An 18236-nucleotide genomic window follows, 5' to 3' on the forward strand; every position below is an offset into this window, starting at 1 on the left:
TTATTTTTCGGCTTTTTCAATCGTATAGGGAGGCCGTTCCCATTCTTTAGTCATTATTAAATAGTTAGGATCGATCACTAAAGTTGATGGTTTTCTGTTGGTTTTTAGATTTAAGTTGTTTTCACCAGATTTAAGTTTTAGTTTTTGATTAAAGAGGATATCACCTTTTGAGTTATTCTCTCGAACTTCAATGTAGTCGTTACAAGGCACTTCGATTTCCTCTCCCTGGTCATTGATATAGAATTTTCGAATATCGACTTTTGCTTCAACCGTATATGTAAAGTCTTTATTTCTCTTATAGTGAGCAGATTTAACAGTGGTTTTATAGAAGGTTATTTTCTCTAGTGCATCTTCTACGAAATACTGTAAGCTATCAGGAGTTTCTTGTTTAAGACGTGTTATAAGGTTGGCAGTAGTAGGATAAGGGGCTGATTTATATGCATAGTCATTCAAAAAGTTACGAAGGACTCCTTGAAATGTATCTTTACCCAGGTACTGCTCAAGCGCATTCATCACTAGAATTCCTTTTTGATAGAATGTTTGTATTTGATAATTAGCAACCTTGTCCAACGGGCGTTCATCTAATTGTTCCTTTTTTCTGGAGGTGATATATTTAAAAGCTTCATTTTTTAGGAACTTGGTTATGGCCGCATCATCAAATCTATTTTTCATGGATTGAAGGGCGCTATATTGCGTAAGTGATTCCATAAGCATTTGTGCTCCTTCAACATCGGCAGCTATAAGTTGGTGCGCCCACCAATGATGTGCCACTTCATGCACTGTAACAAAAAATGGATAGTCGATAGTAATTTCAGATTTGTCTTTAGTTTTATTGTTGAGTTCACGTAAATCAGCAATAAAGCCAATACCTTCGGAAAAAGGAATCATATTTGGAAATGATTGTGCATAACTTGAGTATCGGGGGAATTCAACAATATGTAGCTGTTCCGATTGATATGGAGCATATATCTTACTATAAGTATTTAAGGCTGTTTTCATCCCGTTCATCATGTTGTCAAGATTGTATTCGTGTCCTTTATGGTAATAAATACTTAACTCCGTTTCTTTACCATTTTCACTTTTCCATACGTCTGTTTTTACCTGATAATTTGCAGAAAGAATTGCATAATAATTTACCATTGGATGTTCTGAGCGGTAATGAAAATAATTTCTTCCGTTTTCCTTCCATTGATCAATCAATTTTCCGGGGGTTAATGCTGTTTGATCACTGGAAGTACCTACAATAGCTTCAAAGTCTACGAAGTCTGCATCATTATTAATAAAGTTATGCTGTATTCCTTGTGGATCATTGATATCGGCAGCAATTTTTCTTTTGGGTAATCCATGCTTCTTTCGAGTACGAGGATTTGTAAGTTCTCCTCCCTTATTGTATCCTAATGATGGAAATAAAGAATTGTAAAGGAAAGTCCCGTTTTTGGCACAGAAGTTATTTGCACCACCAACACTAAATCCGTTATTAATGCCTTCAAAGTAAAAGTCAAGGTTTAGACTGTCTTTAGATGCTAATGGTTGCTTAAGAAGATATAGGGAAACTCCATAAGTGTCATCACGCTCGATCAAGGTAACCTCTCGGTTAAACTCTAATGTTTTAACATTTATTCCTGCATTAATATAAAGGGTATCAATTGAGGTTGTTCCCCGGTTCTTTAATGTAAAAGTTCCTTTTGCAATCATGTCGCCTTTTTCTGGATATAAATCAACCTTTAGTTTAATATTAGAAATCTTAGGTTGTGGTGTTTTTTCAAAAGATTTATATCGATTTTCATATTCAACAGCTTGTAATTCTCTTTGATATGAAGTTTTAAATTCTTTTTTAATATTGGTGTTATAAAAAATATATGATCCCACAATCAAGGCTAGGGAAGCCAGCCCCCAAATGCCTTTCATGGATTTTCCTTTGATTCTCCTTCCTAATAACTTTATACGTATACGCCAATTGGTTTCACTTTGGGTAACCAATAGTTCGATGCTCAGGATAATTAGAATTCCAGCGATGAAAGTCCAGTATAATTTAAAGATCGAATATGGAAAGAGTCCAAAGCCCCATCCATTCATGTCGGAATACATTACGGACGGGCCTCTACCATAGATTAACAAAGGATGTTTAAGCAATTGATCTATGAAGTAAGTATTCAGTACCCAATAAAGAATGATAAAAACATATCCCAGATATTTATTATTTACGATAATATGAATGAAAAATGCCAGAGCCATGACTAGTATACTTTGTACCAGGCCTATTCCAAATTCTGAGAAAAAGTACAAGCCTAATTCATAGTTATAATAATCCGCCAAACTTTGAATGATGATTCCACATACTATCATCACTAATTTTAGAAAGACAATCCCAATGGTGAGTGCTAAAAATTTGCTGGCATAGGAAACCCATCGAGGGGTAGGATAGGTACAACTAATTTCATGAATATTTTTGTCGCGATCTCTCCAAATCATTTCCCCGGAGAAAATCATGATGATGATAAAAATAAAAAATCGAGCACTACCACCTAGAATGCCTAGTACCTGGTAAGTAACCGGGTAAGTGTTAGTGTCGTAGGTTTTTCCAATTCCTTTAGAAACCACAAACATAAACACAACCATTACCAAAGTGATTAGTAGAAACCAGGTGTTAGTTATTAAGTTTTTGGTTTCGAATTTAAAAAGTTGCATAAATTCGGGCCATACCTTTCTGTTTGCTTCAGCTTTAGGCAAAGGTCTTCCAGGTTTATTACTAAAGTTATTTTCTGTTACTAATACTTTGCTTTTTTGAGTTTTCTTCTTCTTTATAGACCAGGTAGATAGGGTGTAAGTAAATTTAAACCTAACCAGGGTAAACACTAATAAAATGATTCCTACCCCAATCCAAAGCATTCTATTATACATAAAAACGTCTACTAGTTGTGCTCCGGTTTTATTCATGTCGGTGGCTGATGCTGAAGAACTGACACTTACTGATGCTGCAATTCCAAACGGATCAAGTAAGGCAGCTATAGTTTGACTTTCCAGATCTTTAAAAAGGCTCATGGCTACACCGTACAAAATATAGAGTCCTAGAATTGTAATCCAGTTGATTACAGCACTACGCAGTAACAGACTAAAGCTGAAAAATATGGCACTTATAAAAAAGATATTAGGGATTATTCGAGTGAGGTAAGGATTAATGTAAGTTAGCCATTGGTTGGGGCCAATGTAATCATGATTAAGGTAAGGCATCAAACTACCTGCAAAAAAACCAATACCTGCACCCGTGAACACCATAATGGTAAGGGCATTTGCCGCAATGAAGCGTCCCAAAACGTAGTTTACCTTCTTTAATGGTGTAACGAAAACAAGTTCCAGTGTGTTATTATTAAAGTCTTTTAATACAATATTAGAACATATGGCCGCGATGATAAAGATCCCTAAGTATGAAATGCTCCCCATAATCAGGTCAATAATTCCAGGAGCATTGATAAAGGTTTTGTCGCCGGCTAATTGTAGGTTAATACTTTTAAATGCTCCGCCTGTTACATTTATGATAGCGAAAGCCAACAGAAAAAGTATGCCCCAGTAAATGTAAACTGCTGGTCGCTGAAGAGCTCGCTTTATTTCAAATCGTATAATTTCGAATAACATGAGATTGGATATTAAAGGTTAGGCAGAATGGTTAATCACCGAAAAATAAACATCTTCCAAGCTGGGGTAAACCGGGCTGAAACCATTTCCCGGATGATCATCATCCAAAATATTAATAAGCATATTCCCTTCATTTAAACGTGAAGTTATGATATGGTAATTTGAATGATATTGTTCAATTTCAGACTTACTAATTCGTTTTTGCCATACTTTACCATCCAGTTCTTTCATTAATTCCGATGGTCGACCGTTTATAAGTTTGTTTCCATGATTAATGATGGCAAGGTTGTTACAGAGGTCCTTGACGTCATCAACGATATGTGTTGACAAAATCACTATTTTATCTTCACTGATATCACTAAGCAAATTGTTAAACCTATTGCGTTCGGCTGGATCTAAGCCGGCGGTTGGCTCATCTACGATGATCAAATCAGGATCTCCCAAAAGAGACAGAGCGATACCAAATCGTTGTTTCATACCACCACTAAAAGTGTGTACACTTTTTTTACGGTCTTTATATAAATTGACTTGATGTAAGAGATTCGCAACGGTTTCTTTTCTTGGTTTTACACCTTTTATACCTTTAAGAACCGCAAAATGCAAAAGTAATTCTTGAGCACTGATTCCTGGATAAACACCAAAGGACTGTGGTAGGTACCCCAGGTTTCTTTTCACTTTTTCTTTTTCCTTTAAGACATCGATATCGTTAAAATGTATGCTACCCTGGTCAGGTTCTTGGAGTGTTGCGATTGTTCTCATGAGAGATGATTTTCCGGCTCCATTGGGCCCTAGTAGACCAAACATGCCCTTTCCGATGGTTAAGTTTAGATTGTTTAAAGCCTTAACCCCATTGGGGTATGTCTTTGATAAATTATTTATAATTAACTCCATAACTATTCTTGTTACTTGTTGTAATGGTTGAAAAAGAGATTAGAGTTTTTGTTTTAAAGCATCCATTTTTTCCTCTTGCAGATCCAAAAACTGTTCTTTGGTGATTTCTGTCGAAGAATCAGGAATGAGTTTTTTAGGATCTATATTTTCGGAGAATGACTTAGCGATATAGGAAACTTTATCACCTTCAATGGCTAGAACTGCTCCATTATAAAACATAGGAGCTAGTGGGGTAATATATTTAGGAAGATGTTTGGTAACCCAGATGGAAAATTGTCCTTCACTTGTTTTGAATTCTTCGCAAGGGAAACCAAGAATTTTTTTTGACTTTCCGGTAGGTTTGATGTTTTCTAAAGCTACAATTGGTCCATTGTTATGGTATAATTCCCCATCAACGGTAATGTATTTACGAAAAACATTTCTATCAAAATCAAACCATGTTTTTCCTCCATCTCCTTCGGATGATATGATTATTCCTGTTGACTTTTTAGATGGTATTTCTTCATAAACACCTTTTGATTTATTAAATGTAAATCTAAAATCAGAACTGGTAGTTTCTGGTATCATACTTTTCATCATTTGCTGATCTTCCGATAAGTTTTTATGCAAATTGATAGTTCGTTCGTAAATAATAGTTCCTGAATTTTGAGCTTTCGAGGAATAAGCTAAGCCTATAATTACACTGAATAGAAGGATTGCTTTTTTCATATTCTTTAAGATTTTTGTTAGGTTAAACTTTCTGAGTTCAAAAGTATTGGAGATGTTTAGAGAAGATGGTTAACTCATTGTTACATAGTGTTATCGAGTGTTAACAGGCGTTTGTTTTGTATTAATGGATAAATATTAGTTGTACTTTTGCCTTGTACACGAAATTGTTTTACACATGAATCAGCGCATTCGTATTATCTTTTTTTTAGTATCTGTTTCGATTATTGGTTTAGTCCTGTTACAGGCTCATTGGATAGGAAAGTTCTACCATATAAACAAACAGCAATTAATAAAAGAGCTTAACCTTGCTTTAGAAAAGAGTGTTAATGAAGAGATGAGTTTACGATATAGCGAAGATCTTCAGAGAGTTCTGCCTAATATGAATGCTAAAATCATCTCATCTCCACCGGATTCTATTTTGAATAAAATTCCGATGGATTTATTATCTAAAAGTGAAAGTTTTCCATCGGGGAGTGTTACCATGCATGTAGATTCCCCTCAATATCTGGATGAAGCATTTAATATGATAGATTCAGTACCTGAATCTGTTGAATTAAAATTGAGAGAGTTAGTACAACAATTAATTTCAGAGGATAACTCAAGAAATGAAAACGTGCAATTATCAGTAATAGACTCATTATTTCGATCAGAGCTTAATAATAGAGCAATAGATATGGATTATAGGTTGGATGTGTTGGACTCGAGTACTGTTTCAAAGTTTAATATGTCTTTTCCTTTTAAAAATAGCTATTTGGCATCCCGAACGTTTCCTCTTAATTTTAAGGGAAACAAAAATATACGGGTAGTATGTACTAATGTACGTCAAGTTTTATATGCACAATTTGGTTTTGGAGGATTAGCTTCATTGGCATTGTTCATACTTATCATGATATGTTTTGTTTATATGCTTCGGACTATATTCAGACAAAAACAACTTTCGCAAATAAAAAGTGATTTTATTAATAATATGACACATGAATTAAAAACTCCGATAGCAACCGTTTCTGCAATTGTTGAATCCATGAAGAACTTCGGAGTTTTGAACGATAGGGAAATGACTGATAAATACCTTGATTCCTCTCAAAAGGAATTAACCCGTCTCTCTGGTTTAGTTGAAAAAGTTCTTAATATGTCGCGTGAGGAAAGGGAGCCAGCACCCATGCATCCGGAAGAAGTAAATTTCCGAGAGTTGTGTCAGAATATTTTAAATGACAGGAAGTATGGTCAGATCAATAAGAAAGTTAAGGTTGAATTAGAAATTGAACCTGAAGCTGAAAGGATTTGGGTAGATCGATTTCATATGGTGAATGTTATGCAGAATTTGTTTGAAAACAGTATAAAATATTCAATTGATGATGTGTTGATAAAGGTAGCTGCTAAACGAGAACACCACAACTTTTTAATTACCATCACTGACAATGGTATTGGGATTTCAAAGGTTGATCAAAAAAAGATATTTGATCGTTTTTATAGAGTCTCAACCGGATCGGTACATAATACAAAAGGATTTGGGTTAGGACTTTACTATGTGAAAAACACCATAGAGAAACATGGAGGAACCGTAGCTGTAAGGAGTGAGCTTAAAAATGGGACTACCATTATAATCGTTTTACCAGTAAATTATGAATGATAAGCTTAAAATTTTATACGTCGAGGATGAGCAAGCCCTTGCAATGGTGGTAGGCGATAGCCTTAGAAGTCGTGGATTTATTGTCGATCACTATGATGATGGAAAAAAGGGATTGGAGGCGTCTGTAAAGAATACTTATGATGTATTGGTTATTGATGTTATGTTGCCTGAGATGGATGGTTTTAGTCTTATTGAAGCTTTTAGGAGGGAAAACAGTAGCACCCCGGTTATATTTTTAACAGCCCGATCATTGACCGAAGATGTAGTGAAGGGATTTGAGCTGGGAGGAAATGATTATCTTAAAAAGCCATTTAGTATCGAAGAGTTAATTGTTCGTATAAAAGCATTAGCCAACCGCATAAATACTTCAGAAACAGCACCTTTAGACCATTGTTTTATTGGGAAATATAAATTCAATGTGCAAAAGCAAAGTCTTGAGTTGGATGGTTATGAAAGAATACTGACCCATCGAGAATCACAAATATTGTTCATGCTATATAAAAACCGGAATCAGGTGTTAGAGCGAAAGAAAGTATTAGATAAATTATGGGGTGATGATACTTTTTTTAATGCAAGGAGTATGGATGTATTTATTACCAAACTTCGAAAATACCTCAATAAGGATCAAGGGGTTCAAATTATTAACATCAGGGGGATAGGTTATAAACTATTTATTGACGAAAATTAGGACTTTGAGGGATTAAGTTTCTAATATTAGAAGATGAATATTCTTTTGTGGTTATTATGAGTTAATTTTGACTCAATTATTTTTGAAATAGGTGACTTTCATTGAAATCATCCCTCACTTAATACAACATAAAACTTAACAATTTTTAATTAAGATATTGATGGGTTATTCTCTAGTGATTGATGTGTATAGTCATTAGTAGCATAAAATCAATTTATATCTAAATACATCAATTTAACTCTCCTTATATTTTAACCATACTATAGGTATACTTCAACTATGCTTCAACTACCTAATTAAATCATTTTTATTAAATTTATAAGTAGCCAATGATTAAGTCATTATGATTTTAAAGATTAGACTTCTGTTATTTTTAATTATTGCTGTTGCTTGTTCATCCGGTCATCAGGATGAATTTCCAAGTCCGGATCAATTTAGTGGTGAAGATTTATATTCGCAAGCTTCGGAAACCGAGCGGATATTGATTGGGAAGTGGTATTTTGGGTACTGCTATAAAGAAATGCTCGATGGATCGGTAGAGATCAGTTATGATTCGGGTACAAGCTATCCCAATAACGAACGGACTGACACCATACAATTTTATTCGAATAAATTGGTTGGATATAGTTGGGATTGCCCTTACCAAAACCCTAATAAGGCACAGGTGAAGCTTGTAACCTCCGAATCGGCAAAATATTTCTCATGGTGTTTTCCCAGCGGGGTGAATGGTTGGCTGGTTGAAAACAACAATCTTACCTACTACAGAGGTTATGACACTAACGACTTTATAGCTTACCCGATTATGGAAATCAATAATGACTCCATTTTTTTCTTGTACAGGGATTATCCTGAAAATAGCCTTAACGGAATAGACAAGGAATATGCTATATTCTTTAAAAAGTAGAAAAATCCATTTGGTAATGGATGTTGTTATCCTTGGTGTTCTTGAACACGAAAACCATGGTGTCTTCTTTTAGCTCTAATAAGGTAGCTTCCCTTTTAAAATCACCTTCAATGACTAACAACATGTCATCTAAATCAAGATGCCAGATGCCTTGCTCATGCAAAACATTATTGGAGTATACAGAAAAAGTACCATTAGTATTGAAACTTACCTTAGCCTTTTCATAAAATAGGTTGTCGACCGATCCGTTTCTTACATATTTAAATCCATCCATACTGAATAATCGAGCCCAGACCAAATCGTATTTCCAATCCTTACAGATCAGGTCACTTCGGTTTATTTCTTTCTTATGCTCTTTTACAAAGCTATATATAACCTTATGTCCCGCGAATGGTTCTATTGAATAAGTTAAACTGTCTTTGGAGACATTTTCTATAAAATAGCGACGTTCATTTGACTGCCCTTTGGCAAGGATCAGGGTATCATTTGTTGCATTTAATTCCCATGTGAATAAATCAATGTTACCATCACTAGTTGATTTACGTACAGATTGGTCATTCTTAAAGAGTATACGCTCATAGTGTGTGTCACTTTCCATTCCTGTAAATGTTTTTCTATTGTAGACTACCTGGTCGTTAAGTACGGTTTTAAACGGCATCCATCTACCAACTATTTGTTCTGATACATTTATTGAGTCGGGAGTGCCATTGATGTCTTCATTGTTGCTATCCGAGCATCCCGATAACCATACCAAAAACATAATATATAATAATTGCTTTTTCATAATTATAAATTTAATCATTTGTAGGATTAGATGTACAAGTTGTGAAAAGGTTGCGTTGAGAAATATTGGAATAATCTCAAGAATTATGAATTAATGGAATAGATATTATGAATAAATTAAAGTTGATAGGACAGCGAAAATTTTTAAAACGACGTCGGCACTTGACAGTCGCTGTTTCAGTAATCTGTATGCTTTATTTATTTGAGATTCTACAGTTCTGATGGATACATTCATGAAATTCGCAATTTCTATATTGGTAAGTCCCTCTTGCTTACTTAGCAAAAAGGTTTCTTTGCATTTTTCTGGTAAGTTGTCAATTTCATGGCGAACCATGGCTATTTTGATTTTAAGAAGGTCTTCATTCGAATCTTCTATAATTTCATTCAGGTTTTCCAAATGCTTTGATTCAATGGCTAACATCCTTTTATCTTTCCTCCACTGATCTATAAAGCCATTGTACACCGATTTGTATAAAAAATTTTTCAGTGACTTTACCCTTCCCAATTTTTGTCTGTCTGTCCAAACTTTAATGAACACATTTTGTACGATATCCTGTGCACCTTCATAATCATTAGAAAGACTGTATATGTAAACGCAAAGAGGTTGGTGATAGGTATCAATTAAAAAGGTTAAGGCACGTTGGTTACCTTTTTCCAATTCACGTTTTAGTATTTCTGGATTAGAAAATTCTTTGTTCAAATTTTAGGGAATAAAAAAATATAAGAACTAAAAATATAAGAACTAAAAATATAAAAAAATGATAAATACATAAAAAAAATTGACAAATACGTAAGTGTTATGATAATTTAATACGTCATTATTAAAATTGATATCGTTTTGACAGATAAAAGAATAGAAGATATTATCATAAAATATTTCTCGAAGTCGGCCACCATCCATGAATTAATGGAGTTGACAGAATGGTTAAAAGAACCTTCTAACAATGTTATTTTTAAGCAGTTTGTTAAAGCCAATTTTTTGGCAGATGTGCATTTGGTTGATTTCAATACCGATGAAGAAAAGAAGCACATTCTTCGCAGGATTAAAGAACAGGACAGAAGACTACGTCATAAAAGATACCTAAACGTTTTTAAATATGCAGCTGTCGGGCTTGTTATAATGGGTATCGGTACTTATTTTATGCTACCGGAATCTTTATTAAAAAAGAACCCCACGTCCGTTCAGGTTGTTGATAATGGTGTTCACATCTTACCGGGCAGTGATAAAGCCATTTTAACTTTAGAGAATGGAGCAGATGTTGCTTTAGAAAAAGGTGTTGATGTAAAGTTACATGGACGTACTTTAAACCAACAGCAACTTATCTATGACTCCAATCAGGAGGATGGGAAGTCGACCGTTCAATACAATTATTTAACCATTCCTAAAGGAGGGCGTTTTTTTGTACAATTATCTGATGGTACTAGTGTATGGTTAAATTCTGAATCTAAGCTTAAATATCCAGTTCAATTTATTAAAGGAGCAGTGCGTCGTGTTGAGCTGCTATATGGTGAGGCCTATTTTGATGTTTCGAAAAGCATCCATCATGATGGTAGTGCCTTTATGGTTCATACTGGTGGACAGGACATAGAAGTGCTGGGAACCGAATTTAATATAAAGGCTTATCAGGAAGAGATTAATGTTGTAACTACTTTGGTGGAAGGAAAGGTGAAGGTTAAAGCAGGTGAAGCAGATAGTTACAGATTCCTGAGGCCTTCTGAACAAGCTTTGTTTAATGCGGAAACAGGTGCTTTGGCGGTTCATAAAGTGGACAAGGTATTTGATGAAATAGCCTGGAAGGAAGGTTACTTTAGTTTTAAGCATATGACGATGAAAGAGATCATGAAAGTGCTTTCAAGGTGGTACGATATAGAATATACTTTTAAAAATCCGGATATTGAAGAGAAACGATTTACCGGTGTTTTAGATCGTGAGGTTAGTATAGACAAGTTGCTAAGGTATATTCAAAAGACGAACGAATTTAATTATAGCGTGAAAGATAAAAAAGTAATTATTGAATAAAAAAAAGGAATAAAGTTGCCACCTCCTACAGTTTAGACTTTATTCCTTATTGATTAGTAAGATTAAAATAATGTTTAACCAAACCATTGCAAATTTATGAAAATTAACTTTACAAATGTTTTCCACCTCAGGATAGGGAAACTTTCTAAAATTGTTATGAGGACATTTATTGTTTTATGGGTTACTACGGCATTTAGTTTTGTGCCCAGTAATTCCCTTTCTCAAAATGCCATTATTAAAGTTGATACCGATACCGTTATATCGGCAACTGAAATGTTTGAGCTCATCCAGGAACAACTTGGATACAAGTTTGTCTATAATGATAAGATAATTGCTGAGGCACCTAAGATATCCTTGGTAAAGGGAAAGATTGAGGCCAATGATCTATTATTATCGGCCTTGAATCCAATCGATTGCACCTATGAATTAACTGAAAACAGAACTATTATTGTTAAGAAAAACAGGACTTTTAACAGTTCTGTGCAGCAACTCAGGGTTCGTGGTACGATTAAGGATGCCGGAGGTGTACCCTTAATTGGAGCCAGTGTTTTGGAAAAGGGAACATCGAATGGTACACAATCAGATTTTGATGGTAACTTCACCATCGATGTATCTGGAAATGATGCTGTTTTAGTGGTTTCTTATGTGGGTTTTGCCACACAGGAACTTCCCGTAGCCGGTCAATCAACCTTCAATATAACATTAAAAGAAAGTGCAGCAGCACTTGATGAAGTAGTGGTAACTGCATTAGGTATTGAACGTTCGAAGAAGTCACTTGCTTATTCGGTAACAGAAGTAGGAGGTGAAGAGTTTACAGAGGCCAGAGAAACGAATGTTGCAAATGCATTGGCTGGTAAAGTGGCAGGTGTTAGTGTTAATAAAACTGTAAGTGGTCCGGGAGGCACCGCTCGAGTTATGATTCGCGGAAATACATCATTAACGGGTAATAATCAGCCATTGTATGTGGTTGATGGTATACCTATTGACAATAGCAATCAGGGGTCTGCCGGTATGTGGGGTGGATCTGATGGGGGTGATGGAATTGGTAATATCAACCCGGATGATATAGAGAGTATGACTGTTTTAAAAGGGAATACTGCGGCAGCATTATACGGATCAAGAGCTTCCAATGGAGTGATACTTATCACCACTAAAAGTGGAAAGTTAAACCAGGGATTACGTGTTGAAATTAATTCAAATTATGTGTTTGAGGAAGCCATTAATCTCCTGGATCCACAAAAAGAATACGGTCATGGTTTTAATGGTGAAAAGCCTACAACACAATCAATAGCATGGGATGCGGGTGAATCATCCTGGGGTGCCAGATTAGATGGATCTGATGTCATACAATTTGATGGTGTCAGCAGACCTTATTCGTATTCAGGGAATAACTTCGATAAGTTTTACAGAACCGGGAGTACTTTTACCAACACGGTGTCATTAAGTGGCGGAACCGCTGATATTGGCTACAGGTTTGGAGTTTCCAATATGGAGAACGAAAGTATTATGCCTAATTCCGAAATGAAACGACAGAATTTTAGTGTGAACCTGCATGGAAAAGGTTTGAATGATAAATTAAAATTTAAATCAAGTGCCCAGTATATTTTACAGGATGTAAAGAATCAGCCAGGATTGGCAGATTCTCCAAACAATGCCAACTATTCGGTCTGGCAATTACCCGTAACAACGAATATATATGATTTAAAAGGAGATCCGAACAGGTTAGGTGCCCACCCGGAAGACGCAACGGATTTATACGGTACTCAAGGACAAAAGGGTTATGAGTTGTTGCCATCGAGCAGTATCTGGTTTCAAAATCCTTATTGGGCTGCATATCAACAGCAGAGAGGATATTCAAAAGACAGGGTTTTGGGAAGTGCTTCGGTGCAATATGATATTAATGAATGGGTTTATATTAAAGGAAGAGCGGGTATTGATCAATGGGATCGATTAAGCGGAGGAATCGGTCCAACAGGTACCGGATATGCTCCAAATGGGAGCATCAGTGAATCACAGCGAAAGCATAAAGAGACCAATTTCGATATTATGCTAGGGTCCGATCACGAATTTGATAATGGAATCGCCTATAACTTCTTAGCGGGTGCCAATAAATTGAGAATTCAGGAGAATACAACCTCAGTGAGTAGCAATAATTTTGCACTTCCATTCTTTTATTCGGTAGCTAATGGTATTTCTAATTCCGGTGGAAGCGATATTACCAGATTAGGTACACATTCTGTTTATGGTCAGGCTGAAATTTCATATAACGATTGGCTCTTCTTAACGGGTTCCGGAAGAAATGACTGGTTCTCTACTTTAAATGGTAGAAGTATATTTTATCCTTCTGTTGGATTGAGTGCTATTTTATCTGATGTGGTGAATATGCCAGAGGTGATTGATTTTGCCAAATTCAGAACGGCATGGGCCCAGGTGGGAGGTTCTACAGATCCTTATGCACTTAATCAGTTTTATGGTCTGGGCGTAGCTCAAAACGGGATTCCTCAGGGAGGTATAAGTGGAAGCACGGTTGCTAATTCAGAACTTGTTCCTCTCATGGTAACTGAGTTTGAAGTTGGATTGAACATGCAACTTTTTGAGCGAAGGTTAGGAATCGACTTTAGTTATTACGATAAAAGGACCGAAGACGATATTCTGAATGCTACCATATCTCAAACCTCTGGTTATACTTCTGCCAAAGTGAACGTGGGAGAAGTTACCAACAAAGGAGTGGAATTATTACTGACAGGAACGCCTATCCGAACAAACGATTTTAGCTGGGATGTTTCTTTTAACATGAGTTACAATAAAAGTAAGGTGGTAAGCCTGTTAGATCCGGAAGTTGACAATGAAGTATTAAATATAGAACGAAGTCGTTCATTAAATACCTGGGTACAACATATTGAAGGCTTACCCTATGGTCAAATATCCGGATTTAAATATGTAAGAGATGCCAATGGTGATATTGCCCTCGATGATTCAGGTTTACCGATACAGGATACCGATGCTGGTTTTGTGCCTTTTGGTACTGGTGTACATCCATTTGTGGCAGGCTTACGTAATAGCTTTAGATATAAAAATTTGACACTAAGTTTTTTAATCGACATGAAGGATGGCGCTGTAATGCACAGTGGTACCAATGGTCAGTTATACCGAAGAGGGGTTCATAAAAATACGTTGGTTGGTAGAGAAAATGGCTTAGGAGTGCTACCTGCAAGTCAGATTGCTAACTACTACAACTATATTTATAATAATATCAGTGAAGAGTTTATTTATGATTCCGGCTTCATTAAACTGAGAGAAATTACCCTCGGATTTAGAATTCCTAAAAATGTATTAGATGATACTTTTATAGAAAATGCAACACTTTCTTTTGTTGCGAGGAACTTATGGCTGATTCACTCGAGTGTTGATAACGTAGATCCGGAATCTAGCTATAATGCAGGTAATGGTCAAGGATTGGAATTCTTTGGGTTACCACAAACGAAGTCCTTTGGATTTAATTTGAATGTTAGCTTTTAATTAAAAGACAATTCTAAAAGAGAAAATCATGATGAAGATAAATAATATTAGAACAAAGATTATATTGCTTTTTTTGGCAATATTTACCTTATCAACTACCTCTTGTGTTAAGGAATTGGAAGAACTGAATAGCGATCCGAATGCTATAGAAGAGTTGCCATATGGAATACAACTCACAAGGTTACAGCTATATCTTTCAGGTACTCGGTATGAAATGCGTAGAGCATCATTGGGTTGGGCTATGTCTGCCATACAACAGTTTGCCGATGTTAATATATCTACGAGTTTACTTCCCGGAGATAAATACATCGACTTTCTTGATTACAGTTCGTCGCTATTTGATAGGGCTTTCACTAATGAGTATAAAGATTTGGCTGATTATATGGCAAGAGTTTCTGAAGATCCTGAAGCTATAAATTATCATGCTGCCGGGAGGGTAATGCGCGTATTGTCGTTTCACCGCACTACCGATTTATATGGAGATATACCTTATTTTGAAGCGGGCTTGGGTTATTTAGATAATGAGTGGACTCCATCGTATGATAGCCAGGAAGAAATCTATAATCATATGCTCATGGAACTAGAGGAAGCAGCTTTGGAATTCAGTAATTCGGCTCCTTCCATTGGAAGTCAGGATTTATTCTATGGCGGTGATATTACAAAATGGAAAAAACTTTCCTACTCTCTCATGTTGAGATTGGGTTTGCGATTGGTGAAGGTAGATCCTGCTGCTGCGGAACTTTGGGTTTCAAAAGCCATTGCAGGTGGTGTTATGACTGATTTAAATGATGTTGTTAAAACTGAACATCAGATTGATGGCGGATGGATCAATACGAATCCTTACGGAGAAGCTTTTGAAATTGATAAGTTTATGAGGTTGAGTGATACTTTTGTTAGTTGGATGCAAGATCATGGTGATCCGAGATTAGAAATATTATCTTTTGTAGAAAGCGGTGGCCCACATCAAGGGTTGCCCAATGGGTTGGATCCGAATACTTTAGAGACCATGGGGCCAGCCGGTGGGGATTTAGAAAATTATTCTCAATTAAACCAGGCTTTGGTTCAACGAGATTCTCCTTTTGTGTTTATGACCTATGCGGAGGTTGAGTTTATGTTAGCGGAAGCCGCTGTTAGAGGTTGGTATAGTGGAGACGCCCAAACACATTATAATAATGGTGTTAGAGCTGCCATGGAAAATTGGAGTTTTTATGGGGTGACAACTCCTACGACAGCAGCAGTTGATGCTTATTTGGCAGCAAATCCTTTTGATGCGGCTAATGCTTTAGAAATGATAGGGGAACAATATTGGGCTGCTACTTTTTTAAATCCCTGGGAAGGTTATGCTAATTGGAGAAGAATAGAGTATCCGGTATTAACCCCGGTGAATTATCCAGGAAATGCTACAGGAGGAACCATTCCACGTCGATTAAAATATCCTGATACTGAATATACGTTGAACGAGGAAAATGTTAGGGCTGCTGAGGCCCGACAAGGACCTAATAGCTATACCACCAGAATTTGGTGGGATAAAAATTAATATATACATAGTTTGTTAAGTTGCGTTAATCACTTTATGAAAGGGAGGCATTTGCCTCCCTTTTCTTTTATAAATATTCAATTTTCCCAAAATATAGAAGCAAATACAGTTTTGGTATTTCTAAAAGAACCTTTAAGTTTAACGGATCAAAGATTTTGGAGATTACATCAATATGTTTTTGAAGTCTGATTTACGATTAGCTTGTAATTATTGACAATCATTTAGATTAACAGGATACACCAAGCCATACCAATATTATGAAAAAAACAGGATTTTTATCACTTTTATTACTTTGCTGTAATTTCCTTGAAGCTCAAATAACGGATCGTAGTCGCCCTGCAGCATGGAATGATCTGGTAAATGGCGGACGTTTTATGGATCGATTTGAGGCAATTCCTATCATGAATAAACCAACCTCAGACACATGGGGAGGTGAAAACGTATTACCAAGAGATACATCGAATGGTATCGAAGATCGCGTTTATTCTTATTGGGGTGGTAATATAGTGAGGGGAGATGATGGAAAGTATCATCTTTATGTATGCCGTTGGCGTGAGGATTCACCAAAAGGGCATATGGAATGGTTTCATTCCATCGTAGTACATGCGGTAGCTGATAATGCTATCGGACCCTATAAAGTAATGGACATCGTAGGGTCTGGACATAATCCTGAGGCTTTTCAGTTAAAAGATGGTAGTTATGTGATCTATGTTATTGATGGGTATTATCATTCCAAATCATTAAACGGTCCGTGGGAGTATAATACTTTTCATTTCGATGCCCGGGATCGCCCTGTCATAGAGGGATTATCTAATTTGTCTTTTGCCAGGAGAGAAGATGGTTCTTTTTTAATGGTTTGCAGAGGTGGTGGTATCTGGTTTAGTAAAGATGGTATAAGTTCGTATAATCAGGTTTCAGATAAAAGTGTATACCCACCAGTTGATGGACGGTTTGAAGATCCTGTGATATGGAAAACCAATATACAATATCATATGATTGTAAATGATTGGTACGGAAGGATCGCTTATTATTTAAGGTCTAAAGACGGAGTTAATTGGAAGGTCGATACAGGGGAAGCATACATGCCCGGACTGGCTATTTATGAAGACGGAACGAAGGTAGATTGGTTTAAATACGAACGGATTAAGGTTCTACAAGATGAATTAGGAAGGGCATATCAGGCAAACTTTGCTGTTATTGATACGCTCAAACACGAGGATAAACCAAGAGATACTCATAGTTCAAAAAACATCAGTATTCCATTAATTGTTGGGAGACAAATAGAATTACTAGGCAAGAAAAAAATAACAGAACGAACGAAGCGTATTCAATTATTAATAAAAGCTGAAGAGGGATTTAATCCGCATACTGATATCGATTTGGAATCGCTAAGGTTCGGGGCTTCGGAAGCTGTTAATTATGGTGGGGGTTGCGTGGCGGTAGATTCGAAAATGAAAGGTAATGATTTGATTATAACATTTAACGGAAAGGGTAATGGTTTAAGTGCTGAAAACTTTGTAGGTAAGCTCTTAGGGAAGACAAGCGATGGAGAATTGTTATTCGGTTATACGAGATTGCCATGGATCAGCTATTATGAACCTATACTTTCTCCAAAATCACCTGAAATTGAGCAAGCTTCAGAAGGCGCGGATATTCAAGTTGAAATTCAAAATTTTGGCCAGGTAACTTCATCCATTATTCCAATACAAATCTATGTAAAGGAGCAAAATGGTTATGAGAAGATAGCTGCTGCTGAACTGCAGGGGATTGAGCCATTTGAAAAGATAAAATTAAGGTTATTTACGAAATACGAGTTTGTTAAGGGTGGTATATATACCCTTAAATTAGGGATTGAAACAGAGGAGAGTCATTTCGAGGAATCTGAATTTGAAGTGAAAGTTGAATAAAAAGTTTAAACTGAGT

At 36.1% G+C, this 18236-nt stretch carries 12 protein-coding genes; 7 read left to right on the plus strand and 5 right to left on the minus strand.

Annotated features, from left to right (window positions below; all coding sequences use genetic code 11):
• From BM361_RS15945 to BM361_RS15955, 3 genes are read right to left on the minus strand one after another with little or no spacing between them, the layout of a single operon-like run.
• Entirely contained in the window at nt 1–3633 is a 3633-nt protein-coding gene (locus BM361_RS15945) for a M1 family aminopeptidase (RefSeq protein WP_074980102.1), read from the minus strand.
• Between the two features lie 18 nt (nt 3634–3651).
• Nucleotides 3652–4524 (minus strand): ABC transporter ATP-binding protein, encoded by an 873-nt coding sequence (locus tag BM361_RS15950; RefSeq protein WP_074980104.1) that lies wholly within the window; start codon nt 4522–4524, stop codon nt 3652–3654.
• A 39-nt stretch (nt 4525–4563) separates the two neighbouring features.
• The gene (locus tag BM361_RS15955) at nt 4564–5232 is read right to left on the minus strand and encodes a hypothetical protein (RefSeq protein WP_038263210.1); all 669 of its coding nucleotides are present in this window, start codon (nt 5230–5232) and stop codon (nt 4564–4566) included.
• 175 nt (nt 5233–5407) lie between these two features.
• On the opposite strand from BM361_RS15955, the gene BM361_RS15960 reads away from it, so the two are divergent.
• From BM361_RS15960 to BM361_RS15970, 3 genes are all read left to right on the plus strand, one after another.
• Nucleotides 5408–6862 (plus strand): sensor histidine kinase, encoded by a 1455-nt coding sequence (locus tag BM361_RS15960; protein WP_074980105.1) that lies wholly within the window; start codon nt 5408–5410, stop codon nt 6860–6862.
• Entirely contained in the window at nt 6855–7550 is a 696-nt protein-coding gene (locus tag BM361_RS15965; protein WP_038263213.1) for a response regulator transcription factor, read from the plus strand. The genes BM361_RS15960 and BM361_RS15965 overlap by 8 nt, the downstream gene beginning before the upstream one ends.
• A 343-nt stretch (nt 7551–7893) precedes the next feature.
• A complete protein-coding gene (locus BM361_RS15970; RefSeq protein ID WP_038263216.1) occupies nt 7894–8454 on the plus strand; it encodes a hypothetical protein in 561 nt (186 codons plus the stop codon).
• On the opposite strand, the gene BM361_RS15975 is transcribed toward BM361_RS15970, so the two are convergent.
• The gene (locus tag BM361_RS15975) at nt 8444–9238 is read right to left on the minus strand and encodes a hypothetical protein (RefSeq protein ID WP_038263219.1); all 795 of its coding nucleotides are present in this window, start codon (nt 9236–9238) and stop codon (nt 8444–8446) included. The two genes, BM361_RS15970 and BM361_RS15975, sit on opposite strands and share 11 nt — an antisense overlap.
• Before the next feature lie 105 nt (nt 9239–9343).
• Nucleotides 9344–9937 carry an RNA polymerase sigma factor gene (locus tag BM361_RS15980; RefSeq protein WP_074980107.1) on the minus strand — a complete coding sequence of 198 codons (594 nt, stop codon included), beginning with the start codon at nt 9935–9937 and terminating at the stop codon, nt 9344–9346.
• 138 nt (nt 9938–10075) lie between these two features.
• Here BM361_RS15980 and BM361_RS15985 point away from each other — a divergent pair, with 138 nt between their 5' ends.
• The 4 genes from BM361_RS15985 (at nt 10076) to BM361_RS16000 (ending at nt 18220) form a co-directional block, all read left to right on the plus strand.
• Nucleotides 10076–11257: a FecR family protein gene (locus BM361_RS15985; RefSeq protein WP_083425981.1), complete on the plus strand. Its 1182-nt coding sequence runs from the start codon at nt 10076–10078 to the stop codon at nt 11255–11257.
• Nucleotides 11258–11413: 156 nt separating this feature from the next.
• Nucleotides 11414–14776 (plus strand): SusC/RagA family TonB-linked outer membrane protein, encoded by a 3363-nt coding sequence (locus tag BM361_RS15990; RefSeq protein ID WP_175496597.1) that lies wholly within the window; start codon nt 11414–11416, stop codon nt 14774–14776.
• A gap of 28 nt (nt 14777–14804) precedes the next feature.
• The gene (locus BM361_RS15995; RefSeq protein WP_083425983.1) at nt 14805–16313 is read left to right on the plus strand and encodes a SusD/RagB family nutrient-binding outer membrane lipoprotein; all 1509 of its coding nucleotides are present in this window, start codon (nt 14805–14807) and stop codon (nt 16311–16313) included.
• A gap of 257 nt (nt 16314–16570) precedes the next feature.
• Nucleotides 16571–18220: a glycoside hydrolase family protein gene (locus BM361_RS16000; RefSeq protein WP_051413414.1), complete on the plus strand. Its 1650-nt coding sequence runs from the start codon at nt 16571–16573 to the stop codon at nt 18218–18220.
• Nucleotides 18221–18236: the final 16 nt, after the last annotated feature.

This window comes from Zhouia amylolytica (genome assembly GCF_900116365.1).
In the GTDB taxonomy this organism is placed as follows: Bacteria; Bacteroidota; Bacteroidia; order Flavobacteriales; family Flavobacteriaceae; genus Zhouia; species Zhouia amylolytica.

Bases quoted from the DNA above. Each gene is read 5' to 3' on its own strand.
- BM361_RS15945 (WP_074980102.1), bottom strand. From the start codon at position 3,633: ATGTTATTCGAAATTATACGATTTGAAATAAAGCGAGCTCTTCAGCGA.
- BM361_RS15950 (WP_074980104.1), bottom strand. From the start codon at position 4,524: ATGGAGTTAATTATAAATAATTTATCAAAGACATACCCCAATGGGGTT.
- BM361_RS15955 (WP_038263210.1), bottom strand. From the start codon at position 5,232: ATGAAAAAAGCAATCCTTCTATTCAGTGTAATTATAGGCTTAGCTTAT.
- BM361_RS15960 (WP_074980105.1), top strand. From the start codon at position 5,408: ATGAATCAGCGCATTCGTATTATCTTTTTTTTAGTATCTGTTTCGATT.
- BM361_RS15965 (WP_038263213.1), top strand. From the start codon at position 6,855: ATGAATGATAAGCTTAAAATTTTATACGTCGAGGATGAGCAAGCCCTT.
- BM361_RS15970 (WP_038263216.1), top strand. From the start codon at position 7,894: ATGATTTTAAAGATTAGACTTCTGTTATTTTTAATTATTGCTGTTGCT.
- BM361_RS15975 (WP_038263219.1), bottom strand. From the start codon at position 9,238: ATGAAAAAGCAATTATTATATATTATGTTTTTGGTATGGTTATCGGGA.
- BM361_RS15990 (WP_175496597.1), top strand. From the start codon at position 11,414: ATGAGGACATTTATTGTTTTATGGGTTACTACGGCATTTAGTTTTGTG.
- BM361_RS15995 (WP_083425983.1), top strand. From the start codon at position 14,805: ATGATGAAGATAAATAATATTAGAACAAAGATTATATTGCTTTTTTTG.
- BM361_RS16000 (WP_051413414.1), top strand. From the start codon at position 16,571: ATGAAAAAAACAGGATTTTTATCACTTTTATTACTTTGCTGTAATTTC.